A 23,053-nucleotide genomic window follows, 5' to 3' on the forward strand; every position below is an offset into this window, starting at 1 on the left:
CTGCGTGAGCCCCGTAGGAAAAGGCTTATTCTGGCATCGCTTATTTCTGCACGACTTATTTCTGTACGACTTATTTCTGTACTACCGCGGTGGGTGGCGGTGCCTTGGGCTTCATCAGGCTGAAGTCGATCAGGGCTTTCTCGTTGCGTTCATAAGGGTTGCCGATCAGCAACGGGCGCGGCTTGAAGCTGTCGCTGACCAGGCTCTTGCTGCGGTCCAGTTCGTCGGAACTCAGCCCAGCCATGTCGGCCCAGGTGTGGATCAGGTGCGAGCTGCTGTAGGGGCGGCCGAGGTCGCCGGCGAAGTTCCAGTCGTGGTCCTGCTTCCACTTCGGCGAGGCCCAGACGATGAACGGAATGGTGTACATCGGCGCGGTCGGCTTGCCTTCGTTGCGGCCCAGGGTGTTGTGGCCGGCGGAATCGAACACGTCTTCGCCGTGGTCCGACAGGTACAGCAGGAAGCCGTTGGGGTCGGTCTTGGCGTAGTCCTTGATCAGGCTCGAAACCACGAAGTCGTTGTACAGCACGGCGTTGTCGTAGCTGTTGTAGGTCGGCACCTGGTCGTCACGCACGCCGGCCGGCACGCCAGTGCGGTCGGTGAACTTGTCGTAGCTCGGCGGGTAGCGGTACTGGTAGCTCATGTGGGTGCCCAGCAGGTGGACCACGATGAACTTGCGCGGCGCGCCGTCGGCCAGCGCCTTGGAGAACGGCTCCAGCACGTCGCCGTCGTACTGGCGGGCGTTCTGGTTGCGGTTGTTGTTCAGGTAGACCTGCTCGTCCGCCTGCTCGGAGAAGGTGGTGAGCATGGTGTTGCGCTTGGTCATGGTCTGCTGGTTGGTGATCCAGTAGGTCTTGTAGCCGGCCTGCTTCATCACGCTGACCAGGGACGGGGTCTTGAGGTACAGGTCGGGGTTTTCTTCGTCGGCGAAGGTCAGCACCTGCTGCAAGGCTTCGATGGTGTAGGGGCGCGGGGTGATGACGTTATCGAAGATCGCCAGCTGGTCCTTGAGCTTGTCCAGCTCCGGCGTGGTCTGGCGCGGGTAGCCGTAGAGGCTCATGCGCTGGCGGTTGGTCGACTCGCCGATCACCAGGACCAGGGTCGAAGGCTGGTTGGCCATGCTGTCCTTGAGGTTGTGCAGCGGCGGGATCTTGCTCACGTTGTCGAGCATGCCCTGCATGTTTTCCAGCTGCTCGCGGTAGCGCCGGTAGGCCACCACCATCTGCCACGGCACCGCGGGCTCGATGCGCGTCTCGAATTTCTCCAGGCCGCCGGCGAAGCTGCCGGTGCGCACGGTCTGCTTGATCAGCGGGTAGCCAATGATGGCGATCAGGATGGCCATGGCCGCCACCAGCGCGCGACCGCGCGGCAGGTAGACCGGGCGCAGGCGGGTCCAGAGGAAGAGGGCGAAGGCGGTATGGGCGAGGAACGCCAGCACCATCCACCAGGCGAAGTACTGGGTCAGGTACTCGCCGGCTTCGGAGGGGTTCGACTCGAACATGATGAAGATGACGCTCTGGGAGAACTCCTGCTGGTAGATGAAGAAGTAACCCAGGCTGGCCATGGAACAGGCCCAGAGCACGATGCCGATGACGGCGGCCATCGCGCGGGTGCGGGCCGGGAACAGCAGCATCGGCGCCAGCCAGATCGCGCTCATGATGAAGGCCTGGCGGAAACCGGCGAACCCGGAGGTGTCGGTCAGCTGGATCAGTAACTGGGTGATGCCGGAGAAGTACCAGAAGAACAGGAAGAGCCAACCCAGGCCCGCCCAGTCAAACCCTTTCGCGGACGTCTTGTCGCGTTTAAACACTGCCATCGAACGCTCCAGCTGCATTGAACATGACATTCGCCGGAAAGCTTCGACTACCTCGGCGAACGCGCGCCGCGCCCGTGGGGGCGGCAATATTGCGCCGGAGTATCCATAAGAAGGTGTGAAAACTTTGTGAGTTGGTACCTGCGTGTCAGATAATGCCGTCGCCAGGAGGCGGGCAGGGTAAAAAGTGACGGGCAAAAAGAAGCCGGCGATCCATCGAGGACTCGGCCGGCTTCATTAATAACCTGTTGCAAGGACCGGCCACGGCGGGCGGGTTCCTCGGATTCTCAGGCGTGTAGCTGGGTGACGGCAGCCACCTGACCCTGGTTCTGCAATGCCAGGCGCAGTTGCGCCAGCTCTTGCTTCAACTGGTCGCGCTCGTTCTTCAGTTCGCGCAACTCGTCACGACGGATAGTGACGTAGAGGGTTTGTGCAGGTCGTGCCGGTAGTACTGTGCCCATTGCTCACCTCGCAAATGGCGTGCATCAACTGTGGTCCGGCCGCTCGAATTCCGGGGCCTGAAACACTATCGGCGGCAATTTTGATTTCTTTTGCCGGCAAAGGGAACTTTTTTATTTTCAGTGGTCGTTGTGCCTTCGAAGCGATTCGCGTCGTTATCCACTCACTGCTTGGGAAACTTAGTCCAGCCGCTCTGGACTAACCCTCACTGGCCTCGTTGGGCTATAACCTTTTGACACAATTTAGTAGTAAGGAGCATCAGCACATGCAACTGGGGATTATCGGACTGGGCCGCATGGGCGGAAACATTGCGCGGCGCCTGATGCTCAATGGGCATGAAACCGTGGTCTATGACCGCAACAGCGCTTTTGTCAGCACCCTGAGTGGCGAAGGCGCCAAGGGCGTCGCCGACCTGCCGGCCCTGGTCGCCGGCCTGGAGAAGCCGCGCGCGGTCTGGGTCATGCTGCCGGCTGGCGCGCCCACCGAAGACACCATCGAAACCCTCAGCCAGTTGCTCGAACCGGGCGACGTGATCATCGATGGCGGCAACACCTACTATAAGGACGACATCCGTCGCGCCCAGGCGTTGGCGGAAAAAGGCCTGAACTACATCGACGTCGGCACCTCCGGCGGCGTCTGGGGCCTGGAGCGCGGTTACTGCATGATGATCGGCGGCGACGCCGAGGTGGTGCGCCGCCTGGACCCGCTGTTCGACGCGCTGGCACCGGGCATGGGCGACATCCCGCGGACCAAGGACCGGGTGGCTGAAGACGATCGCGCCGAGCGCGGTTACATCCACGCCGGCCCCGCCGGTGCCGGGCACTTCGTCAAGATGATCCACAACGGCATCGAGTACGGCATGATGCAGGCCTTCGCCGAGGGCTTCGACATCCTCAAGACCAAAGCCTCGCCAAGCCTGCCGCAAGACCAGCGCTTCGAGCTCAACGTCGCCGATATCGCCGAAGTCTGGCGCCGTGGCAGCGTGGTCTCGTCCTGGTTGCTGGACCTGACCGCCGACGCCCTGGCCAGCGATCCGCAACTCGACGGTTTCTCCGGTGAAGTGGCCGACAGCGGCGAAGGTCGCTGGACCATCGAGGCCGCCATCGAGCAGGCGGTGCCGGTTCCTGTGCTGTCGAGTTCGTTGTTCGCCCGTTTCCGTTCCCGCCAGCAGAGCACCTATGGTGACAAGATGCTGTCGGCCATGCGCTTCGGCTTCGGCGGCCACGTGGAGACTCCGAAAAAATGACCTCCTCGCGAAAGAAGTCCAAGGCTCAACCCGCTCCACCCACCACACTGTTTCTGTTCGGCGCCCATGGCGACCTGGTCAAGCGCCTGCTGATGCCGGCGCTGTACAACCTCAACCGTGACGGCTTGCTGGATGAGGGGTTGAAGATTGTCGGCGTCGATCACAACGCGATCAGCGATGTGGATTTCGCCAAGAAGCTCGAGGACTTCATTCGCACCGAGGCTGCCGGCAAGGTCGGCAACGGCGCGCAAGCGCTGGACCCGGCGCTCTGGGCCAAGCTGGCCAATGGCATCAGCTATGTCCAGGGCGACTTCCTGGACGACAGCACCTACGACGCGCTGGCGGCGAAAATCGCCGCCAGCGGCACCGGCAATGCGGTGTTCTACCTGGCCACCGCACCGCGCTTCTTCAGTGAAGTGGTGCAGCGCCTGGGTGCGTCGGGGTTGCTGGTCGAAGGGGACAACGCGTTTCGCCGGGTGGTGGTGGAGAAGCCGTTCGGCTCCGACCTACAAACGGCGCAAGCGCTGAACGAATGCCTGCTCAAGGTGATGAGCGAGAAGCAGATCTATCGGATCGACCATTACCTGGGCAAGGAGACGGTGCAGAACATTCTGGTCAGCCGTTTCTCCAACAGCCTGTTCGAGGCTTTCTGGAACAACCATTACATCGACCACGTGCAAATCACCGCGGCGGAAACCGTCGGGGTGGAAACCCGTGGCAGCTTTTATGAAAACACCGGCGCCCTGCGCGACATGGTGCCCAATCACCTGTTCCAGCTGCTGGCGATGGTCGCCATGGAACCGCCGGCGGCCTTCGGCGCCGACGCGGTGCGCGGCGAAAAGGCCAAGGTGGTGGGGGCGATTCGTCCCTGGAGCACCGAAGAGGCCCTGGCCAACTCGGTGCGTGGCCAGTACGTGGCGGGCAAGGCGGGCGACAAGCCGGTGGCCGGCTACCGCGAAGAGGCCAACGTGGCCCCGGACAGCAATACCGAAACCTACGTCGCCCTCAAGGTGATGATCGACAACTGGCGTTGGGTCGGCGTGCCGTTCTACCTGCGCACCGGCAAGCGCATGAGCGTGCGCGACACCGAGATCGCCATCTGTTTCAAGCCTGCGCCGTACGCGCAGTTCCGCGACACCGAGGTCGACCACTTGCAGCCGACTTACCTGCGCATCCAGATCCAGCCCAATGAAGGCATGTGGTTCGACCTGCTGGCGAAAAAGCCCGGGCCGACCCTGGAGATGGCCAATATCGAGCTGGGGTTCGCCTACAAGAACTTCTTCGAGATGCAGCCTTCCACCGGCTACGAGACGCTGATCTACGATTGCCTGACCGGCGACCAGACCCTGTTCCAGCGCGCCGACAACATCGAAAACGGCTGGCGCGCGGTGCAGCCGTTCCTCGATGCCTGGAAGGAAAAGGCCAAGGTGCATATCTATCGGGCCGGTGAAGACGGACCGGCGGCTGGCGACGAGTTGCTGACCCGCGACGGCCGTGAATGGCACAGCCTCGGATGAGGGGCGAAGGGCAGCATCCCATCCAGTTCCTGCTCAGCGACATGGACGGCACCTTGCTGCTGCCCGATCACAGCCTGAGCCAGCGCACCATCGCCGCGGTGCGCGCGCTGCGCGAAGCCGGGGTGTTCTTCAGCCTCGCCACCGGGCGGCCGCCGCGGGCCATGTTGCAGCAGATCGAAGCCCTGGGCGTCGACCTGCCGACCGCGGCGTTCAATGGCGGCACCCTCGTCAATCCCGATGGCAGTTTCCTGGTGCGCCACCATGTGCCGGTAGCGGTCGCCAACACTGTCCTGGCGCTGCTGTCGCCGCAGCCGGAAGTCGAAGTCTGGGTGTTTGCCGACGGTGAATGGCTGCTGCGCAATCCCCACGGGCCGATGGTGCCGCGCGAGCAGCATGGCCTGGGTTATCCGCCGGTGGTGGTGGAGAGCTTCGAGGACTACCTGCCGCGCATCGACAAGATAGTCGCCGCCAGTGCCGACACTGAACTGTTGGTGGAGCTGGAGGCGCGTTTGCTGGAGCAGGTCGGCGGGCAGGCGCAGGTCTCCCGCTCGCAACCGGTGTACCTGGATGTGACGGCGCTGCAGGCCAACAAGGGGCAGGCGCTGATCACCCTGGCGGAGTTTCTTGGGGTGCCGCTGGAGCGCACCGCGGCGCTGGGCGATGGCGGCAACGATCCGGCGATGTTCCAGCAGGCCGGGTTGTCGATTGCCATGGGCCAGGCCGAAGCGGCGGTGCAACGCCAGGCCGACCTGGTGACGGGCAGCAATGTCGTGGATGGCGCCGCCGAGGCAATCGAGCGATTCATCCTGCCGCGCTAATGCAAAACCTGTAGCCGCTGCCGCAGGCTGCGATCGACCCGCAGGGTCGCGGCGGTCTCCAGATCGCTGAAGGCCTTCGGCCTTATCGTCCGAACGCGGCCCGAGCCTACGGCAGTTGCTACAGACTTACAGCCAGTAGCTCACCGCATACCAGCCCAGCACCCCCATCACCACGGTGTAAGGCAACGCCATCCACACCATGCGTCCATACGACAGGCGTACCAGCGGCGCGATCGCCGAGGTCAGCAGGAACAGGAATGCCGCCTGGCCGTTGGGCGTGGCCACGCTCGGCAGGTTGGTGCCGGTGTTGATCGCCACCGCCAGGGTTTCGAAGTGTTCGCGGCTCATCAGTCCGGAAGCGAAGGCCTGTTTCACTTCGGTGATGTAGATGGTGGCGACGAACACGTTATCGCTGATGGCCGACAACAGCCCGTTGGCGATAAACAGCATGCCCGGTTGCTGGCTCGCCGGCAGCGCCAGCACCCACTGGATCAGCGGGGTGAACAGCTGCTGGTCGTGAATCACCGCCACCACCGCGAAAAACACCACCAGCAGGGCGGTGAACGGCATCGCATCCTTGAACGCGCTGCCCAGGCGGTGCTCGTCGGTGATGCCGGTGAACGCGGTAATCAGCACGATCACCATCAGGCCGATCAGGCCGACCTCGGCGATATGCAGGGCCAGCGCGGCAATCAGGATCAGCGCCGCCACGCCTTGTACCAGCAGCGCCGCGCGTTGCCGGTCGGTGCGTTCGGCGTTGTCTTCGGCGGCGTAGTTGGCCAGCACCGCGCGCACGTTGTCCGGCAGCAGGGTGCCGTAGCCGAACCAGCGCAGTTTCTCCAGCAGCACGCAGGTCACCAGCCCGGCCACCAGCACCGGCAGGGACACCGGGGCGACCTTGAGGAAGAAGTCGGCGAAGTGCCAACCCATTTCATGGCCGATCAGCAGGTTCTGCGGCTCGCCCACCAGGGTGCAGACGCCACCCAGGGCAGTGCCCACCGCGCCATGCATCAGCAGGCTGCGCAGGAAGGCGCGGAATTGTTCGAGGTCCTGGTGATGCAGTTGCGGCAAGTGCTGGTCGTCGTTGAATTCGCTGTCCTGGCGCGGGTCGTTGCCGGACGCCACCCGGTGATACACCGAATAGAAGCCCACCGCAGCGCTGATGATCACCGCCGTGACCGTCAGGGCATCGAGAAACGCCGAGAGGAAGGCCGAAAGAAAGCAGAACAGCAGACCCAGCAGCGCCTTGGAACGCACCCCCAGCAACAGCCGGGAGAACAGGAACAGCAGCAGCTCCTTCATGAAATAGATGCCGGCCACCATGAACATCAGCAGCAGGATTACCGGGAAGTTGTGCACCAGTTCGTCGTACAGCGCCTGGGGCGTGGTCATGCCCAGCGCCACGGCTTCCAGCACCAGCAGGCCGCCGGGCATCAACGGGTAGCACTTGAGGGCCATGGCCAGGGCGAAGATGAACTCGGCCACCAGCATCCAGCCGGCCGCCACCGGACCGACGGTGAACAGCAGCAAGGGGTTGAGCAGCAGGAAGGCGAGGATGCTGGCTTTGTACCAGCGCGGTGAATGGCCGAGAAAGTTGTGGGCGAAAGCCTGGGCCAGTGAACCGGACATTGGCTGCTCCTTGTATTGAAGAAGCGCGCAACTTGCCGCAAGCACCGGTGAAGATCAAGAAACTCTGAAATCTTTTGCCACAACCTTCGGCAGGCCACGGTTTGCTTGTCGATTGTCACTGGCGCGGATGGCCCTCAGGTTCAGACCGGACCTTGAGGCGAGAGTGGGTGGCATCGACCGCCTGCGTTCATCGAAGGGAATGTCGTGGAAACTAAAGAAACTTGTCGCGGGTGGACTAACGTCTGGCTCGAGATGAAATAAGAAGAGGAGGGAGTTTATGGTTGGTGGGCAGGTCAGCGGTTGGGAAAAACTGAAAGAGTTGAACTTTCAGATAAGCCCCGAAGAGTCGACATATATCAACTGCGACAAAATAACGCAGATCACCCGAAGGTGATCTGCGTCCATGTTCTTACTCTGGCATGACCCAGGATTGCAGTGTGTAACCTTCCTGGCTCAGTTCGGCGCGGGCCTGTTTCAGCAGGTCTTCCAGTTGCGCCGGGTCGGAGTAGGCGCTGCTTGGAATCTGTTTGCGACCAATACGGGTATTGGTGCGGTCGATGACGGTCAGGCTCAGTTCGCCGTTACCGTCTTGTGGGGCCCAGGCGACGCATTGGAATGGCTGGAATGCGCGGTCGGCGATCAAAAGTGCTTCGTTGATACGGAGCGGGGCGTTCATGGGGTCTTCTCTCTATGTGCCCAATCAAATGATGTGCCGTCGGTTGGGCTTACCGTTCGGCTGGTTACTTGTACTGATGTCTCGAACCAGGGATCAGGTCACATAGAAAGACCAGAATTTACAACTTTTGTTCACAGCCGCGGTTCAGAGCCTTCTTTTGAAAGCTGAATGAAAGATTGGCGCAGGCAATTAAACCGGGCTTTGGGATTCCATCTAAGGGTTAGTCCAAATGGTGATTGACGCTATAAACAATCGATACAAGACCCCGTCAAGTAATTGCTAATGTTACAGCCAGGTTTGCCAAACTACTGTTTCTAATAACTTTTCCTCTTTTTGGCGCCAAGGAACAGTCATGCTTGAAGCGACCGCCTTACGCCGCCTTTTAGTGGTTGACCCGTGCGACGATTGCCATCGTCTGCTGCCTGGATTACGCACGGTGGGCTGGGATGTCGACAGTTGTGACCTGGAATCGGCCGTCGATCGCGGCTGTGACGTCGGCTTGCTGCGTTTGCAGGCCTTTCACCTGGAGCGACCGGAAGCTGTCAAGGACCTGATCAGCCGCAGCGGTACCGAGTGGATCGCGGTGCTCAGCCCGGACGTGCTACGTCTGCAGAAAGTCGGCGATTTTGTCTGCGAGTGGTTTTTCGATTTCCACACCCTGCCGTTCGATGTCTCGCGGGTCCAGGTGACTCTCGGACGGGCTTTCGGCATGGCCCGCCTGCGTGGCCAGGGGCACATTCATGTCGCTCAACCCGAGCATGAGTTGCTGGGCGACAGCCGACCGATCCGCGACTTGCGCAAACTCTTGAGCAAGCTGGCGCCCACCGAGTCGCCGGTGCTGATTCGCGGCGAAAGCGGGACGGGCAAGGAGCTGGTGGCCAGGACCCTGCACCGCCAGTCGCAGCGCCACAGCAAACCCTTCGTGGCGATCAACTGCGGGGCGATCCCCGAGCACCTGATCCAGTCCGAACTGTTCGGCCATGAGAAGGGCGCGTTCACCGGCGCCCATCAACGCAAGGTCGGGCGTATCGAGGCGGCCCATGGCGGCACCCTGTTTCTCGACGAAATCGGCGACCTGCCGCTGGAACTGCAGGCCAATCTGTTGCGCTTTTTGCAGGAAAAACACATTGAACGGGTGGGTGGCAGCCAGCCGATTCCGGTGGATGTACGGGTGCTGGCGGCGACTCATGTCGACCTCGAGGCGGCGATCGACAAGGGGCGCTTTCGCGAAGACCTGTATTACCGCCTGAATGTGTTGCAGGTGGTCACCGCGCCATTGCGCGAACGGCATGGCGATATCGGCATGCTGGCCAGCCACTTTTCCCACTTCTATAGCCAGGAAACCGGGCGCCGGCCGCGCAGTTTCAGCGAAGACGCGCTGGTGGCCATGGGCAAGCACGACTGGCCGGGCAATGTCCGCGAACTGGCCAACCGGGTGCGACGCGGCCTGGTACTGGCCGAGGGCCGGCAGATTGAGGCCCGGGACCTGGGCCTGCTCAGTCCGCAGGCGAGCATCGCGCCCATGGGCACGCTGGAGGACTACAAGCATCGGGCCGAGCGCCAGGCCCTGTGCGACGTCTTGAGTCGGCACAGCGACAACCTGAGTGTCGCGGCCAGGGTGCTGGGCGTATCGCGCCCGACTTTCTACCGGTTGCTGCACAAGCATCAGATCCGCTAGGGCGGTGCGACGAAAAGGCCCGCGGCGAGGTGATCGCCGCGGGCCTTTTTTGGTTGGGTGTTTAGAAGTAGTAGGGGAATTTCAGGCTGAAGGTGAAGTCCGGCGCATCGTCGGTCAGGCCGATGGACAGGTTGGGCACTATGGTCAGGTTGTCGGTGGCCGCCACGGTCATGCCGACGTTGAAGTAGCCGGCGTTGGCATCGCTGGACACCACGGACTGCCAGTCGCCGCCGTCTTCCTTGAGCTTGCTCTTGCGCTGGATCAGGTCCGAGAAGGAGAACGACATACTCATCTTCTCGTTCAGGGCGAAGGCGACGCCCATGCCGATCTGGAAGCTGTCGCCGAGCTTGACCTTGCCCGGGGTCTTCTGGTTGACCGTGGAGCTGATGTCGTCGAACGATTCCTCCAGGTTGTGGGTGTAGGAGAGGGTGCCGAACAGCACCGCCGGGTCGAAGGTCTTGACCAGCGAGATACCGGGGGTGATCGACCAGACGCCGTTACCGGTCGGCAGGTCATCCGGGACGAACAGGTTGGTGTTGTCCTGGACCTGGCGCAGCTTGATGCCGAACGGTTCTTCGCCGGTCGGCGCCTTGACGCGCAGGGTCAACACCGCGTCCGGGGTATTGACCGATTCGTCGAGGAATTTGTAGGCGATGCCGAAGTTCACGTCGCCGAGGGTCGGGTCCTTGGACACGGTCTTTTCACTGGTGACGCCCGCCGCGCCGTTCTGCGCGCCGCCGGACTGGTAGGTCGATTCGCGGTAGACCACCGGCACGTTGACGTCGAACTGCCAACGGTTGTCCAGGTTGTAGCGGGCCGTGAGGTCGAGGGTCCAGTTGTCGGCCTTGATCCGGTCCAGGTTGATATTGCCGAGGAAAATCGAGTCCAGCGCCAGGAAGCCGTTGAGAATCAGCTGCCGGGTGTCATAACGGGAGTAGGTCAGGCCGGTCTCGACACTGAACTTGCCGCCGCCGAAGAAGCCGCTGGCTTCGTCGTACAGGTTGGACACACTCTGCGCCGGTTGCGAATCATCCTTGAGCGATTCCCCGTAGGAACTGCCGCCGGCCGGGGTCGGGCCTTTGCTCGTGGTCCCGGCCACCTGCTGGTTGCCACGCATGTCCGCTGGCGACTTGGCCAGGCGTTTCGGGGGGGGCGCCGCCGGTTGCTCCTCGACCTGGCGTACCCGTTGTTCCAATACCGCCAGTGCTTTCTGCTGCACTTCGTAACGTTGCTTAAGCTCCAGTAATTCTTGTTTTAGGGCCTCTACGTCGGCATCAGGCGCTGCCTGCAGCAGTGCCGTCGGGAGGAGCGTGCTCAGGCATACAACTGCGCGCAGCGAGACTGATCGATACATGAATAAGCCGTCCCTTTAAGCCTAATGATCGAGAATCAGCGTAGTTCAATATCCCAGGTTGCGAAGGCCCTTGAGCTGGGTCAGGTTGCAATCCAAAGCGCCGGTGCTCGCCCCGTTATTGTTGAGCACCACGTTCAGTTGGGTCAGGTTGCTGACCAGGTTGCTGTCGCCCAGCAGGCGGGTGTTCTGCAGCAAGCCGCCCTGGGCCACTTGTTGCAGGGCTGAGCCCTGGTTGTTGCTGGCCTGGATGGCCATCTGGATGCCGCCACCGGTGGCGGACACGGCCACGCTGCCCGCGGCATTGCTGCCGCTGATGGTTTGCCCGCTCATCAACAGCTGGCCCTGCGCCGGCACCAGCGCCGGGGCATGCCTGGCTTCCTTGACGTCGATGGAGACGTTGTTATAGGCGCTATTGCCATCGCCCGCCGCGCGTACGCTCTGGGTCACCCCTTGGGTGGTGGCCAGGCCCGCGCCGCCGATCACGTTGCCCGAGCCCTGGGTCGGCGTCGAGCCGTTGCCGCTTTCGGTGATCGTGGAGACATAGAATTCTGGCTTGATCGTCGATTGCTGGATCTGCATGGTGGTCGTGGCGCCGATCAGATCGCCCGAGGCATTGCGCCAGGTGCTGCTCATGACAATGCCGAAGCTGATGATCCGCCCCGGCATGACGTAGCGACCGCGGAGCTCGGAGAGTTCCTGGTCCTTGATTTCTATAGGCTTGAACCCTGCGTTGGCGTACGCAGGAAAACTTGTGACCAGGCAGGCAGCGGCCAGCCAGTAAGCGCTTTTCATCTGCTGCTCCCGGAGCATCCTGCCCCTTTATCCTTAGGGCGACCCTAGAAGAAGTCGCTCTGAATGAAACCGAATTCCATCAGTTCTGCGTCTTTGACCGGGTTGAAGGTATCCAGCTTGTTCTTGGCCGTCAGCGGGTTGGGCGGGTCGCGCAAGGCGTTGGCCTTGTCGTAGCCGGGGCCGACGATGGCGAAGACGATACCGTTCCAGCCTTTGACAAAGTCTTCGTGGGAGTAGCGTTTATGACCGAGGACGGGGTCGCCGACATAGACCCAGTCTTTCTGCGCCCGCTGCATGACCACGAAGTGCTTGTAACCACGAATGTCCATCAGTACCACCACCGGAATGGAGACCGCCTGTAGCTTGTCGGGAGGTATCCGGTAGCCCCGGGCGCGCATGCCGATGCTTTCCAGGTAGCGCTTCATGTCCAGCATGGAGAAACCCTGGGTACGCACAAGGTCCTGGTCAGCGGTGGCCAGCATGCCTTTGATGACGTGCTCCTCATCGACGTCGAGCCAGTAGGCCTGGCGCAGCACCGTCGCCAGTGCGGCAGCGCCGCAGCTGAAATCGGTTTTCTGCTCGACCAGGTCGGCGAATTTGCGCTCCCGCACGCTCTGCACCTGCTTGTACACCAGGTTGCCGCCCGGCAACACGGCCACCGGCATCTGCGCGGCCTGAGCCAGGCCGGTCAGACAAAGCAAAAGGGAAAAGGTCGCCATTCGCATGATCGCTACGCCTTGTGGGACGGTGGAAAAGCCCCGTTTCCGGGGCTTTCGTCACTCTCGTGATTACAGGCAGGCTCTGCAGCCGGCAGCGATGGACAGCGAGTTGCTTTGTTGGTTGCCGACACCCGCCGAGACGTTGGCGCCGCCGTTGCCGGAGAAGCCGTTCATCGAGCCAGACATCGACGCGTTGTTGATCACAGGGTTTTTCCAGCCGTCTTTGGTCAGCACTTGCTTGGTCCAGACGCCGGACAGTTCGATCGTGCCTTGTTCCTTGAAGGTGAACTTCTGATTGCCATTATCGTGATCGCCACCGCCGCTACGATCGTCGTAGCCATGACCGCCACCATGGTGATCGTCGTCGCCCTGGATCTTGCCGTAGCCGGTGCCTTTGTAGGTGCCCGAGGCATTGAAACTGCCGCTGAGGGTGTCTGTTTTGTAGGTACGCACACCCTTGTTGTCCACGTCCAGGCCAGTGGAGGTCTGGTCGGCCGAAGCTGACGCGGTCGCTACGCGTCCGCCGGATACGGCGATTGCCAGGTTGTTTTTCTGTTGGTTGAAGTCGCCGGCGGTGACGTTGATGCCGATGTTGCCGGAGCCGCTGTTGCCTGCATTGTCGAGTGTTGCGCTGTTTTGCGTGGACCAGTTTTTCACCGTGTTGTTGGTGTTGGTCTGGGTCGCGCTGGAAGTGGCTACCGCGCTGCCGAAGATGAAGCTTTCATCGGCGGTGGCCAGGGCGACGGCGTTGTCTTGCTGGTTACCGTCGCCGGCAGCCACGTTGGCGCCCATGTTGCCGTTGGAGTTGTTCATCGAGTCGCTGGCGTCGGCGTTGTTGTGGGTGCCGCGGTTGCTGACGCTGTTGCCCGAGCTGTACTGCTCATCGGTCACGTTGGCCACAGCACCGGCAGTGAGTTGCAGCTTGGTGTTGAGGTCTTGGCCGTCGTTGCCGCCATGTCCACCGTGGCCGCCGTGACCGCCGTGGTGGCCACCGTGACCGCCATGGCCACCGTGGTTGTCGTCATTACCGCCTGCCTGTGCAGCGATCGCCATGACCGCGGCGAGGGCAAAAACCAGTGGCTTGAGAGCCATTGTAGGTTTCATGGTGTTTCTCCGTGCTTATTTAGTTGGTTAAGTGTTGGTACCTTCCAATCGCACTGCTGCGGGTCAGTCAGCGACCCGTATGCTCAGGGTGTTAGCCATTCGGTTCCCCACCCCGGCACTCTGGTTCACCTGAATCACTCCCCGGCTGCCGGTGAAGGCCTGGTCGCTGGTAACGACCTGGCGGCTGCCTTTAGAAGCGTCAGTTGCTCCCGAGCCTGGTAACAGCGCCACGTTCTGTTGGGACAGGACGCTGTCGTCGATGCTTTGCGGCTGGGCACTGATGCTCACCCGCATTGCGTTGACCATCTGGTTGTTGGCGCCGGCTCCCTGGTTCACGCCCAGGACCCCGTTGCCGTTGCTGAAAGCGTTGCCGCCAATGTTGCTGCTGGCGTCGATCGCGCTGCTCGCCGGGGTGCCGAGCTTCTGCCGGACCACGGTGGTGGCCTGGGCGTCGGTGCCGATGGCAATGGCGCGTGTGTTGGTCTGTTGCTGCTGGTCGCCGGCGGCCTGGTTGACGTTGAAGTTGCCGTTGTAGCGGGCGCCGGAGTTGTGAAGGGTGGCGGTGTCCACCGCCTGGATGCCTGGGTCGGCCATCACCGAAGCGCAGCCGAACAGGGCAAGCCATACGAGGGTACGAGTCATCTCATTGGCCTCCGGCCAGTCTGCCCAAAGGAGCCAGGCCAGAATTCAGGGAGCGGTTGATGGTGCCGGAGATGGCGCCACCGCTGCCGCCGCCGTGGCCGGCGCTCATGCCGGTCAGGCCATTGGGGTTGGTGACGGTGTTCAGCCCCTGCAGGTTCACGCCGTTGGGCATGACGCTGCTGCTGATCGTGGAACCGCTGCTGACCCCGGCAAAATCGCCGTCGCTCAATTCGGTGTTGCTGGTCATCTGTTTGACCCGGGCCGATGGGTTGGCATTGACGGTGGTCGGGTAGGGGTCAGGATGCAGCGGAGGGCGGCCGACGGTATGAGGTTGCACGTCGCGGTCGAGAACAATCCTGCCGTCCCTGATGTCGCCGGCTGCCTGGGCCGGGAGGCTGAGCAGCGAGCCGATGGCACAGCCGATCAGCAGGAGGCGGGTCAGAGCTGAATTGAGATTCTCCACGGTAGCATTCCCTTCTTCTTTCGCTGGCCCTAGTCAGCGTTGCGAGGGAGAGAGCAGAAGCCGTGCCGCTTTTCGATTGTTTCAAAAATTCAACAGGTTATGAATAACCAGGCGTGTTGCCGGGGCAGAGGTGTTTCAACCATGAGACCAGTATCGCCTTCGACAGCCCGGTATTGCCGTGGCGAGGCTCTGGATCGGGGGGCTCGCGGCGGGTTGTATCAGCGTTTTAACAGATGGCAGAAGGGCAATGAGAAGCCCTTTGATTTGGCCGTTCTGCGCAGCGGCGGGTGTTTCAGGGATGGACGTTTTTCTCGCCAGCAGAGGAAAAAACGCGGACAGGAAAAGGATTCGGCTAACCCTGAAGTAAACGCTCGACCCGCTCGAATGCCCGTTGTCGACGGGCTTCCCAGTCGCCGCGAATCACTTCGAAGGGCTGCTGGTGTTGCACCAGCCAATCGCTGGTGGCCTTGAAGAAGGCCAGGCGCTCGCTCAGTTGGGGTTGGCAGCGCTGGCCGTCGTCGCTCCAGCCGACATCTTCCGGCGAGAGCAGCAGGTGCAGATCGTAGCGGCGAGCCAGCAGCTCGGGTTCCAGCCAGTCCGGGCAGGCGCCGAACAGGGTCTGGCTCCAGAGCATATTGCTCAGCAGGTGCGTGTCGAGAATCAGCAGCGGCGGCTGTTGTGCCCGGGCCTGGTCCTCCCAGGCCAGCTGGCCGCGGGCGATCTCCGGGATGTCCGCCAGGCAGGTGTCGCGTCGCTGCTGCTCGATGAAATAGCGGACGTACTCGCCCACCTGGATGCCGCCGAAGCGCGCCTGCAAGTGGCCGCTGAGCCAGCTTTTGCCGCTGGACTCGGGGCCGGTCAACACCAGGACCTTCATGCCGGGCGCAACGCCGGGTCGGCCCGCCAGGCGCGCCAGCCCTGCACGGCCAGCAGGGTGAACAGGCCGTACAGGGCTGCCGTCAGGTACAGGTCCTTGTAGATGAACAGGCCGACAAAAATCACGTCGACGGCAATCCACAGCGGCCAGCATTGCACGCGCTTCTGCGCCATCCACCACTGCGCCACCAGGCTGAAGCCGGTCAGCGCGGCGTCCAGCCAGGGTTGCGCGGCATCGGTCCAATGGGCCATGGCCGCTCCCAGCAGCAGGCTGCCGATAGCCCCGAGGCTCAGGCCGAACAGCATCGAGCGCGGCGCCAGCAGGCTGACCGGACGCCCCTGATGACTGGCGCCACCGCGGGTCCATTGCCACCAGCCATAGAGTTGCAGGGCGGCGTAGACCACTTGCAGCAGCATGTCCGAATACAGCTTCACCTCGAAGAAGATCCAGCTGTACAGCAGCACCATGACCAGGCCGATCGGCCAGCACCAGGGGTTCTGTCTGACTGTCAGCCAGACGGCGATCACGCCGAGTGCGGCGGCGAACAGTTCAAGCCCGGACATGAAAACTACCTGGAAGCGGAGGAGGGTGCGGATTGTAACCAGAAGCGGCCTTGCATGTTAGTGAAGGCCGGCAACCGTGGCGGGGCGAAAACCCCGCCACGGCCAGTTTCAGACCCGGAACTGGCGCAACAGGCCGTTGAGCTGCTCGCTCAGTTCCTTGAGGTGCAGGCTGGCGGCACTGGACTGCTCGGCCGCCAGGGCGGTGCTGTGGGACAGGCCGGCGGCCTGGGTCACGTTCTGGTTGATGTCTTCGACCACATGGGCCTGTTGCAACGTGGCGCTGGCAATCGAGGCGTTCAGCCCGTTGAGGTTGCGCAGGGCCTGGCCGATGGCGTTCAGGCTTTCACCGGCCAGCCCGGCCTGTTCGATGGTCTGCTGCGAAGCCCGGCTGCTGTCGCCGATGACTTTCACCGCGGCTTCCGAGTGCCCTTGCAGGCGCTCGATCATCGACTGGATCTCGGCAGTGGATTTCTGCGTCCGCTGGGCCAGCAGGCGCACTTCATCGGCCACCACGGCGAACCCACGGCCCTGTTCGCCAGCACGAGCGGCTTCGATCGCCGCGTTGAGCGCCAGCAGGTTGGTCTGCTCAGCGATCGAGTGGATCACCTCCAGCACGCTGCCGATCTGGGTGCTTTCCTGGGCCAGGGTGCGAATCACTTCCACGGCCTGGTCGATGGTGGCCGAGAGCCGGTCGATCTGTTGCAGGCTGCCGTCGATATTGACCTGGCCCTGCTGGGCCTGGGCTTCGGCGTCGCGCATCTCGCTGGCGGCGTGTTCGGCGTTCTTCGCCACGTCCTGTACGCCGTAGGTCACTTCGTTGATGGCGGTGGCCACCAGTTCCATCTGCTGCGACTGCTGCTGGCTGCGTTCCTGGGCCTGGCTGGCATTGCTGCCCAGGTCGGTGGAAGACTGCGCCAGAGCTGAGGCCGACACCTGCAGCTGGCTGACGACGAGACGCAGCTTGGCGGTGAAGCCGTTGAAGTGCCGGGCCAGTTCGGTGACTTCGTCCTGGCCGTGGGTGTCGAGGGTGCGGGTCAGGTCGCTTTCGCCGCTGGCGATATTGGCCATGGCGTGCACGGTTTCCTGCAGCGGGCGGACGATGCTGCGGGCGATCAGCAACACCAGCAGGGCCATGAGCAGGGCAATGGCGATACCGCCGACCGAGGCCTTCACCACCTGGCTGCGGAACTCGGCCTGCACGTCATCGATGTACACCCCCGAACCGATGATCCAGCCCCAGGGCTGGAACAGCTGGACATAGGAGGTCTTCTGCACCGGCTCGCTGGCGCCCGGTTTCGGCCAGCGATAGTTGACCATGCCGGCGCCCTTGGCCTTGGCGATGGCTACCATTTCGTTGAACACGGCAAAGCCGTCCGGGTCGCGGATTGCCGCGAGGTTCTGGCCGTCGAGCTTGGGGTTGGTCGGGTGCATGACCATGACCGGGGTCAGGTCGTTGATCCAGAAGTAGTCGCTCTGGTCGTAGCGCAGGTTGCGTATGGCGCTCAGCGCCTGCTTCTGCGCCGTCGCGCGATCGAGGCTGCCGGCGCTTTCCAGGCCCTGGAAATAGGCCAGCACGCCGTTGGCGGTCTGCACCACGTGCTGGGTCTTCTGCGCCTTGGCCTGGTACAGGTCGTCGCGGATCTGCTTGAGCATCAGCATGCCCAGGGTCATCAGCATCAGTACCGCCACAATCAGGATCAGCCACAGCCGGCGGCTGATCGACATTCTGCGTAAGCTGTTCATGAATCTGTCACTCCCGATTGTTGTTCTTGTAATGGAAACACCCCGTACATCCGTCATGCGCTCCTTGCAGTCAGGTCCATCGGATTCTCGCAACGCGACAGCGTTTATCGCGTCTGTCTGCTAGGATTTCGGCCTCATCGCGAAAAACCTGAATCCGGCTGATTTTTCACGGAATTTTCAGGGGCGATGATGATCCTATTGCGGCTGCGAATCCGCGACGCACGCGTCAGTGAACATTGAAGAAAAACTAAAAAGGCATGTTACGGCATGACCTTCGGGGGATTGATGGAGCTTTGGACCGCCGCACAGGCATTGATTTTAGGGATTGTGGAAGGGCTGACAGAGTTTCTGCCCATCAGCAGTACCGGCCACCAGATTATCGTTGCCGACTTGCTCAACTTCGGTGGCGAGCGCGCCATGGCATTCAACATCATCATTCAGCTGGGGGCCATTCTCGCGGTGGTCTGGGAATTTCGCCGCAAGATCCTCGACGTGATCACCGGCCTGCCGACCCAGCGCAACGCCCAGCGTTTCACCATCAACCTGCTGATCGCCTTCCTGCCCGCCGTGGTCCTGGGGGTGATATTCGCCGACCTGATCCATGAATACCTGTTCAACCCGATCACCGTCGCCACGGCGCTGGTGGTGGGGGGTGTGGTCATGCTCTGGGCCGAACGCCGACAGCATGAAATACATGCCAACACGGTGGATGAAATCAGCTGGAAAGATGCCTTGAAGGTCGGTTTCGCCCAGTGCCTGGCGATGATTCCAGGCACCTCGCGCTCGGGCTCCACCATCATTGGCGGCCTGTTGTTCGGCCTGTCGCGCAAGACCGCCACCGAGTTCTCGTTCTTCCTGGCGATGCCGACCATGGTCGGTGCCGCGGTCTACTCGGGCTACAAGTACCGCAATCTGTTCCAGCCGGACGACCTGCCGGTGTTCGCCGTTGGGTTCATCACCTCGTTCATCTTCGCGATGATTGCGGTCAGGGGCCTGCTCAAGTTCATCGCCAACCACAGCTACGCGGCGTTTGCCTGGTACCGCATTGCCTTTGGCCTGGTGATCCTCGCCACCTGGCAGTTCGGTTGGGTCGACTGGACCGCGGTCCATTCCTGATGAACGCACGCAATCAGAACCGCCCCGGCGAAGCCGCCGGGGCTCGGATCCAGCAGCCACGGCTCAAGGCGGTGATCTTCCTGCTGCTCTGCGCCTTGCCGCTGTGCGGCTCGTTGCTACTGGGTGTGAAGGGGATTTCCTGGGTACCGCTGGCGGCCTACGGCGCGGTCAGCGTGCTGACGTTCTTCCTCTACTGGAGCGACAAGCGCAAGGCCCGCAGCGACAGCTGGCGGACCCCGGAAAACGTCCTGCATGCCGTGGAACTGGCCGGTGGCTGGCCAGGTGCCTTGCTGGCGCAGCAGGCGTTTCGCCACAAGACCCGCAAGCTGTCCTATCAACTGGTGTTCTGGCTGATCGTGCTGCTGCACCAGGTGTTCTGGATCGACCGGCTGTTTCTTGAAGGCAGCCTGTTCTCGCTGTTCTAGGTTCTTTACGAAAAGTCGGCGAGCGAAGGTCAGGCAAGGCAAAAACAGGCGAGGAAGCGGAGTTTAGGGGCCTATAATGAGCATTCCGAGCCTGTTTTTAACGCAGCATGACCGAGCGCAGCCACTTGTCGTACAGAACCTAGAGTAACAACCCGACCTGTACCCGCTTGGGCAGCTTGCTCACCACCAACTGGTGCGAACGCTGCAGCAAGTCCCGCAGTTCACCGGCGCCCAGCGGGTAGGGCGTCTGCATGATGATCCAGTGTGCCCGGGCCAGGTACGGCGCCGGCCCGATGCCGGGACGGTCGACATGGCCGAGGAACAGCTCCTTGTCCACCTTGAACGCCAGTGACTCGCCCCGCAGGTTCTGCAGGGCGAACATCTTGTTGCCGGCCACGGAAAACACCCGCACGCCACCCCATTTGTAGTCTTCGCGCGCGCCTGGCAAGTCCAGGCAGAATTGCGCCACATCCGCTTCAGTCATGGTTTTTTCCTTTTGTCGCGCTGTCACAGTGTGCGGTCTCCGCAGCCTTTGAACGCTTCGCTGACATGCTCGATCCACGCCCTGACCGCTGGCAATACACCGCGCCGGTGAGGGTAGACCGCCTGCAGCCAGCCGCCGGGCAACGACCATTGCGGCAGCAGTTGCACCAGTTGCCCGGTCTGCAGTTCTTCCTCGCAATACATCATCGGCAGGATGGTACAGCCAAGGCCGGCGAGGGCGCAGGAGCGACGCACCAGAAAATCGTCGATGCCCAGGCGCGCCTCCAGGACTAGGTCGCACTTCTCGCCCTGGGCGTCGAGCATGCGCAGATGCACCATGCGGTCGGCCTCCAGGGCTCCCAGCACCGGCACCTTGTGCAGGTCTTCGGGACTGTGGATCGGCCATTCCCGGGCGAACCCCGGGCTGGCGACCATCACGGTCTGCGCCTGGCGCAGGCGCCGGGTCACCAGCAAGGGATCTTCGTCGCCATGCTCGCGAACCCGCAGCGCTACGTCGATGCCTTCGGCGACCACGTCGACCCGGCGATTGAGCAACTGCATCTCCAGCTGGACCTGGGGATACTGCTCGAGGAACGAACTGATGACGCTCGGCAACATATGATGGGCCAGGCCCACCGGACAGGACACCCGCAGGCGCCCGCGAGGTTCGCTGGACATGCTGGCCACGGCCTCGTCGGCCATTTCCGCTTCCAGCAGCATGGCCTGGCAGTGACGCAGATAACGTTCGCCGACCGCGGTCAGCTTCAATTGGCGGGTGGTGCGTTGCAGCAACCGGGTGTGCAGGCGTTCTTCCAGTTCGGCGATACGCCGCGACAAACGGGATTTGGGCACCCCCAGTAAACGCCCGGCGGCGGCGAAGCCACCGGCTTCCACCACCTTGGCAAAGTAATAAAGATCGTTGAGGTCTTGCATATCCTGACTCGACTGTCCTGCTGGTGGGACAAACTATCGCATTTATGCCGACTAATCAGCTATTGGTTTCATCTGTAGGATTATCCTCAATTGATCGCCCGGTGGCGATCCTCACTTGGAGAATCCCAGATGAAACTGTTGCATATCGATTCGAGCATCCTTGGTGACAACTCGGCTTCCCGTCAGTTGAGCGAAAGCGTGGTCAAGGCCTGGAAAAACGCCGATGCCAGCGTTGAAGTGACCTACCGCGACCTGGCCGCCGACGCCATCAGCCATTTCAGCTCCGCCACCCTGGTGGCCGCCGGTACCCCGGCCGAAGTGCGCAACGCTGCCCAGCAGCACGAAGCCGAGCTGAGCGCTTCGACCCTCGCCGAATTCCAGGCCGCCGACGCGGTAGTGATCGCCGCGCCTATGTACAACTTCACCATCCCGACCCAACTCAAGGCCTGGATCGACCGCATCGCCGTCGCCGGCCAGACATTCCGCTACACCGAAGCCGGCCCTGAAGGCCTGTGCGGTGGCAAGAAAGTCGTGGTGGTGTCTACCTCCGGCGGCCTGCATGTTGGCCAGGCCACTGGCGTGGCTCACGAGGATTACCTGAAAGTGCTGTTCGGCTTCCTCGGCATCACCGACATCGAATTCGTCCGCGCCCACGGCCTGGCTTATGGCGACGAAGTCCGCAACAAGGCCCTGAGCGACGCCCGGACGCACATCAGCGAGCAACTTTTCGCTGCCGCGTAAGGCTTGTGTAAAAGTCGCTTACGCCCCAGGCAAGGCCCTTTAAACTCTGTATTCTGTTGCCCTCCAGGCAGCGGAATACGGAGTTTTTCGTGTTCGCGTTTTTTATTCTGGCGCGGGTTATGCAGTGGCTTGACCAGGCCCGACAGCTCCAGGCAACAGGCCAGCGAATTCCTGGCCAGTGAAGCAATGAACCGGCGTTTTCATCAGGTAGGGAAGGTGGTGCATCCATGATGCGTCTTTGGGCAATGTCACTGATCTGCCTGCTCGGCGGCCCGATTATCGTGCACGCCGTGCCCGCGCCCCATCCGCACTGGAGCGTGGGCTTCCACGAGATGAGCTTTCTCGACCCGCTGGACCAGCAGCCGATGCGTGCCATTGCCTTCTATCCCTCCACCGGCATCGAACACAGCAGCAAGGTCGAGGGTTATCAGCTCGCCGCCTCTCGGGATTCGAAGGTCGCCATCGGCCGTTTTCCGCTGTTGATGCTGTCCCACGGCAATACCGGCACGCCGCTGGCCCTGCACGACCTGGCCACCTCGCTGGCGCGCAAGGGCTTCGTGGTGGTGGCGGTGATTCATCCGGGCGACAACTACAAGGATCACAGCCGGCTGGGGACCCTGAGCAATCTTTATGGCCGGCCGATCCAGATTTCCGAAGCCATCACCGCGACCCTGGCCGACCCGATGCTGTCGCCTTTCGTCAACGCCGGGCAGGTCGGGGTCATCGGTTACTCGGCCGGCGGCGAAACCGCGCTGATCCTGTCCGGAGCGACCCCCGACCTGGACCGCCTGCGCCGCTACTGCCAGGAGCGCCCCGACGATCACGATGCCTGCAATACCCAGGGCGAACTGATCGTCGATCGCGACGACCTGCAACCGGTCGCCGACCCGCGGGTCCAGGCCTTGCTGCTGATGGCGCCGCTGAGCCTGAAGTTCGGGCGCCAGACCCTGTCCGGCGTGCATGTACCGGTGCTGCTGTACAGCGGCGACGTCGACAAGCTGGTGGCCCTGGACAAGAACGCCGCGGCCCTGGCCCGCAAGCTGCCGGTCGCGCCGGACTTCAGGCTGTTGGCCGGGGCCGGGCACTTCGTGTTCATGGCGCCGTGCACCGAGGAGCAGTTGCTGAGCATGCCGGCCTTGTGCACTGACGCTGATGGCGTCGACCGCGAGGACATCCACCGCAATCTGATCGCCGAGGCCGGCCGCTTCTTTGCCCAGGCCCTGGGCAAGCCGAGCCGGGCCGGGATGCAGACCGCGGATCAGTGA

Annotated in this window: 23 protein-coding genes; 8 read left to right on the forward strand and 15 right to left on the reverse strand. The window is 62.4% G+C overall.

The annotated features are described in order from the left end of the window. Positions 1 to 70 precede the first annotated feature (70 nt). Both BMY68_RS06545 and BMY68_RS29820 read right to left on the reverse strand, forming a co-directional pair. Entirely contained in the window at positions 71 to 1,813 is a 1,743-nt protein-coding gene (locus BMY68_RS06545; protein WP_085530931.1) for a phosphoethanolamine transferase CptA, read from the reverse strand. A 284-nt stretch (positions 1,814 to 2,097) separates the two neighbouring features. After that, entirely contained in the window at positions 2,098 to 2,271 is a 174-nt protein-coding gene (locus tag BMY68_RS29820) for a DUF6026 family protein (RefSeq protein ID WP_007922719.1), read from the reverse strand. A 230-nt stretch (positions 2,272 to 2,501) separates the two neighbouring features. Here BMY68_RS29820 and gnd point away from each other — a divergent pair, with 230 nt between their 5' ends. Genes gnd through BMY68_RS06560 form a run of 3 tightly spaced genes read left to right on the forward strand, consistent with a single transcriptional unit; the run spans position 2,502 to position 5,850 of the window. Continuing rightward, on the forward strand, positions 2,502 to 3,515 hold the full coding sequence (gene gnd, locus BMY68_RS06550; RefSeq protein ID WP_275668575.1) for a phosphogluconate dehydrogenase (NAD(+)-dependent, decarboxylating): 1,014 nt from the start codon (positions 2,502 to 2,504) through the stop codon (positions 3,513 to 3,515). Further along, a complete protein-coding gene (gene zwf, locus BMY68_RS06555) occupies positions 3,512 to 5,032 on the forward strand; it encodes a glucose-6-phosphate dehydrogenase (protein WP_085530929.1) in 1,521 nt (506 codons plus the stop codon). Before gnd ends, zwf begins: the two co-directional genes overlap by 4 nt. Next, on the forward strand, positions 5,029 to 5,850 hold the full coding sequence (locus BMY68_RS06560; RefSeq protein ID WP_085530928.1) for a Cof-type HAD-IIB family hydrolase: 822 nt from the start codon (positions 5,029 to 5,031) through the stop codon (positions 5,848 to 5,850). Before zwf ends, BMY68_RS06560 begins: the two co-directional genes overlap by 4 nt. A 126-nt stretch (positions 5,851 to 5,976) precedes the next feature. Here the strand turns inward: BMY68_RS06560 and nhaB are convergent, their stop codons facing one another. Further along, positions 5,977 to 7,479 carry a sodium/proton antiporter NhaB gene (gene nhaB, locus BMY68_RS06565; protein WP_085530927.1) on the reverse strand — a complete coding sequence of 501 codons (1,503 nt, stop codon included), beginning with the start codon at positions 7,477 to 7,479 and terminating at the stop codon, positions 5,977 to 5,979. A 409-nt stretch (positions 7,480 to 7,888) separates the two neighbouring features. Further along, positions 7,889 to 8,155 (reverse strand): hypothetical protein, encoded by a 267-nt coding sequence (locus tag BMY68_RS06570; RefSeq protein WP_009043763.1) that lies wholly within the window; start codon positions 8,153 to 8,155, stop codon positions 7,889 to 7,891. 352 nt (positions 8,156 to 8,507) lie between these two features. Here BMY68_RS06570 and BMY68_RS06575 point away from each other — a divergent pair, with 352 nt between their 5' ends. Further along, entirely contained in the window at positions 8,508 to 9,833 is a 1,326-nt protein-coding gene (locus BMY68_RS06575) for a sigma-54 dependent transcriptional regulator (RefSeq protein WP_009043764.1), read from the forward strand. Between the two features lie 61 nt (positions 9,834 to 9,894). Here BMY68_RS06575 and BMY68_RS06580 read toward each other — a convergent pair whose 3' ends face one another. The 9 genes from BMY68_RS06580 to BMY68_RS06620 all read right to left on the reverse strand — a co-directional run bounded on the left by BMY68_RS06580 (position 9,895) and on the right by BMY68_RS06620 (position 18,090). Then, positions 9,895 to 11,187: a transporter gene (locus BMY68_RS06580; RefSeq protein ID WP_009043765.1), complete on the reverse strand. Its 1,293-nt coding sequence runs from the start codon at positions 11,185 to 11,187 to the stop codon at positions 9,895 to 9,897. A gap of 45 nt (positions 11,188 to 11,232) precedes the next feature. Continuing rightward, positions 11,233 to 11,979 carry a hypothetical protein gene (locus BMY68_RS06585; protein ID WP_037005200.1) on the reverse strand — a complete coding sequence of 249 codons (747 nt, stop codon included), beginning with the start codon at positions 11,977 to 11,979 and terminating at the stop codon, positions 11,233 to 11,235. 44 nt (positions 11,980 to 12,023) lie between these two features. Then, on the reverse strand, positions 12,024 to 12,704 hold the full coding sequence (locus BMY68_RS06590) for a C39 family peptidase (protein WP_085530926.1): 681 nt from the start codon (positions 12,702 to 12,704) through the stop codon (positions 12,024 to 12,026). Positions 12,705 to 12,767: 63 nt separating this feature from the next. Next, the gene (locus tag BMY68_RS06595) at positions 12,768 to 13,802 is read right to left on the reverse strand and encodes a heme utilization protein (protein ID WP_085530925.1); all 1,035 of its coding nucleotides are present in this window, start codon (positions 13,800 to 13,802) and stop codon (positions 12,768 to 12,770) included. A gap of 63 nt (positions 13,803 to 13,865) precedes the next feature. Continuing rightward, positions 13,866 to 14,444, reverse strand: coding sequence for a hypothetical protein (locus BMY68_RS06600; protein WP_037004704.1), 579 nt, complete (start codon positions 14,442 to 14,444; stop codon positions 13,866 to 13,868). Between the two features lies 1 nt (position 14,445). After that, positions 14,446 to 14,907, reverse strand: coding sequence for a hypothetical protein (locus BMY68_RS06605; protein ID WP_009043770.1), 462 nt, complete (start codon positions 14,905 to 14,907; stop codon positions 14,446 to 14,448). A 352-nt stretch (positions 14,908 to 15,259) separates the two neighbouring features. Next, a complete protein-coding gene (locus BMY68_RS06610) occupies positions 15,260 to 15,784 on the reverse strand; it encodes an AAA family ATPase (protein WP_085530924.1) in 525 nt (174 codons plus the stop codon). Then, the gene (gene pnuC, locus BMY68_RS06615) at positions 15,781 to 16,347 is read right to left on the reverse strand and encodes a nicotinamide riboside transporter PnuC (RefSeq protein ID WP_009043772.1); all 567 of its coding nucleotides are present in this window, start codon (positions 16,345 to 16,347) and stop codon (positions 15,781 to 15,783) included. The genes BMY68_RS06610 and pnuC overlap by 4 nt, the downstream gene beginning before the upstream one ends. Positions 16,348 to 16,455: 108 nt before the next feature. Beyond that, positions 16,456 to 18,090, reverse strand: coding sequence for a methyl-accepting chemotaxis protein (locus tag BMY68_RS06620; RefSeq protein WP_085530923.1), 1,635 nt, complete (start codon positions 18,088 to 18,090; stop codon positions 16,456 to 16,458). Between the two features lie 285 nt (positions 18,091 to 18,375). Here BMY68_RS06620 and BMY68_RS06625 point away from each other — a divergent pair, with 285 nt between their 5' ends. Then, positions 18,376 to 19,206 (forward strand): undecaprenyl-diphosphate phosphatase, encoded by an 831-nt coding sequence (locus BMY68_RS06625; protein ID WP_085531569.1) that lies wholly within the window; start codon positions 18,376 to 18,378, stop codon positions 19,204 to 19,206. After that, a complete protein-coding gene (locus BMY68_RS06630) occupies positions 19,206 to 19,631 on the forward strand; it encodes a DUF1294 domain-containing protein (RefSeq protein WP_085530922.1) in 426 nt (141 codons plus the stop codon). The genes BMY68_RS06625 and BMY68_RS06630 overlap by 1 nt, the downstream gene beginning before the upstream one ends. A 139-nt stretch (positions 19,632 to 19,770) precedes the next feature. Here BMY68_RS06630 and BMY68_RS06635 read toward each other — a convergent pair whose 3' ends face one another. After that, positions 19,771 to 20,115: an MmcQ/YjbR family DNA-binding protein gene (locus BMY68_RS06635; RefSeq protein ID WP_062825815.1), complete on the reverse strand. Its 345-nt coding sequence runs from the start codon at positions 20,113 to 20,115 to the stop codon at positions 19,771 to 19,773. Between the two features lie 23 nt (positions 20,116 to 20,138). Further along, positions 20,139 to 21,047 (reverse strand): LysR substrate-binding domain-containing protein, encoded by a 909-nt coding sequence (locus BMY68_RS06640; protein ID WP_085530921.1) that lies wholly within the window; start codon positions 21,045 to 21,047, stop codon positions 20,139 to 20,141. Positions 21,048 to 21,176: 129 nt separating this feature from the next. Here BMY68_RS06640 and BMY68_RS06645 point away from each other — a divergent pair, with 129 nt between their 5' ends. Together BMY68_RS06645 and BMY68_RS06650 are read left to right on the forward strand one after the other, a co-directional pair. Next, positions 21,177 to 21,788 (forward strand): FMN-dependent NADH-azoreductase, encoded by a 612-nt coding sequence (locus BMY68_RS06645; RefSeq protein ID WP_085530920.1) that lies wholly within the window; start codon positions 21,177 to 21,179, stop codon positions 21,786 to 21,788. Between the two features lie 227 nt (positions 21,789 to 22,015). After that, complete coding sequence (locus BMY68_RS06650; RefSeq protein ID WP_085530919.1) at positions 22,016 to 23,053, forward strand: alpha/beta hydrolase family protein; 1,038 nt, start codon at positions 22,016 to 22,018, stop codon at positions 23,051 to 23,053.

Origin of the sequence: Pseudomonas sp. NFACC41-3 (genome assembly GCF_900109505.1) — a bacterium.
Taxonomy (GTDB): domain Bacteria; phylum Pseudomonadota; class Gammaproteobacteria; order Pseudomonadales; family Pseudomonadaceae; genus Aquipseudomonas; species Aquipseudomonas chlororaphis.

Bases quoted from the DNA above. Each gene is read 5' to 3' on its own strand.
- BMY68_RS06545 (WP_085530931.1), bottom strand. From the start codon at position 1,813: ATGGCAGTGTTTAAACGCGACAAGACGTCCGCGAAAGGGTTTGACTGG.
- BMY68_RS29820 (WP_007922719.1), bottom strand. From the start codon at position 2,271: ATGGGCACAGTACTACCGGCACGACCTGCACAAACCCTCTACGTCACT.
- zwf (WP_085530929.1), top strand. From the start codon at position 3,512: ATGACCTCCTCGCGAAAGAAGTCCAAGGCTCAACCCGCTCCACCCACC.
- BMY68_RS06560 (WP_085530928.1), top strand. From the start codon at position 5,029: ATGAGGGGCGAAGGGCAGCATCCCATCCAGTTCCTGCTCAGCGACATG.
- nhaB (WP_085530927.1), bottom strand. From the start codon at position 7,479: ATGTCCGGTTCACTGGCCCAGGCTTTCGCCCACAACTTTCTCGGCCAT.
- BMY68_RS06570 (WP_009043763.1), bottom strand. From the start codon at position 8,155: ATGAACGCCCCGCTCCGTATCAACGAAGCACTTTTGATCGCCGACCGC.
- BMY68_RS06575 (WP_009043764.1), top strand. From the start codon at position 8,508: ATGCTTGAAGCGACCGCCTTACGCCGCCTTTTAGTGGTTGACCCGTGC.
- BMY68_RS06580 (WP_009043765.1), bottom strand. From the start codon at position 11,187: ATGTATCGATCAGTCTCGCTGCGCGCAGTTGTATGCCTGAGCACGCTC.
- BMY68_RS06585 (WP_037005200.1), bottom strand. From the start codon at position 11,979: ATGAAAAGCGCTTACTGGCTGGCCGCTGCCTGCCTGGTCACAAGTTTT.
- BMY68_RS06590 (WP_085530926.1), bottom strand. From the start codon at position 12,704: ATGCGAATGGCGACCTTTTCCCTTTTGCTTTGTCTGACCGGCCTGGCT.
- BMY68_RS06595 (WP_085530925.1), bottom strand. From the start codon at position 13,802: ATGAAACCTACAATGGCTCTCAAGCCACTGGTTTTTGCCCTCGCCGCG.
- BMY68_RS06600 (WP_037004704.1), bottom strand. From the start codon at position 14,444: ATGACTCGTACCCTCGTATGGCTTGCCCTGTTCGGCTGCGCTTCGGTG.
- BMY68_RS06610 (WP_085530924.1), bottom strand. From the start codon at position 15,784: ATGAAGGTCCTGGTGTTGACCGGCCCCGAGTCCAGCGGCAAAAGCTGG.
- pnuC (WP_009043772.1), bottom strand. From the start codon at position 16,347: ATGTCCGGGCTTGAACTGTTCGCCGCCGCACTCGGCGTGATCGCCGTC.
- BMY68_RS06620 (WP_085530923.1), bottom strand. From the start codon at position 18,090: ATGAACAGCTTACGCAGAATGTCGATCAGCCGCCGGCTGTGGCTGATC.
- BMY68_RS06625 (WP_085531569.1), top strand. From the start codon at position 18,376: ATGGAGCTTTGGACCGCCGCACAGGCATTGATTTTAGGGATTGTGGAA.
- BMY68_RS06630 (WP_085530922.1), top strand. From the start codon at position 19,206: ATGAACGCACGCAATCAGAACCGCCCCGGCGAAGCCGCCGGGGCTCGG.
- BMY68_RS06635 (WP_062825815.1), bottom strand. From the start codon at position 20,115: ATGACTGAAGCGGATGTGGCGCAATTCTGCCTGGACTTGCCAGGCGCG.
- BMY68_RS06640 (WP_085530921.1), bottom strand. From the start codon at position 21,047: ATGCAAGACCTCAACGATCTTTATTACTTTGCCAAGGTGGTGGAAGCC.
- BMY68_RS06645 (WP_085530920.1), top strand. From the start codon at position 21,177: ATGAAACTGTTGCATATCGATTCGAGCATCCTTGGTGACAACTCGGCT.
- BMY68_RS06650 (WP_085530919.1), top strand. From the start codon at position 22,016: ATGATGCGTCTTTGGGCAATGTCACTGATCTGCCTGCTCGGCGGCCCG.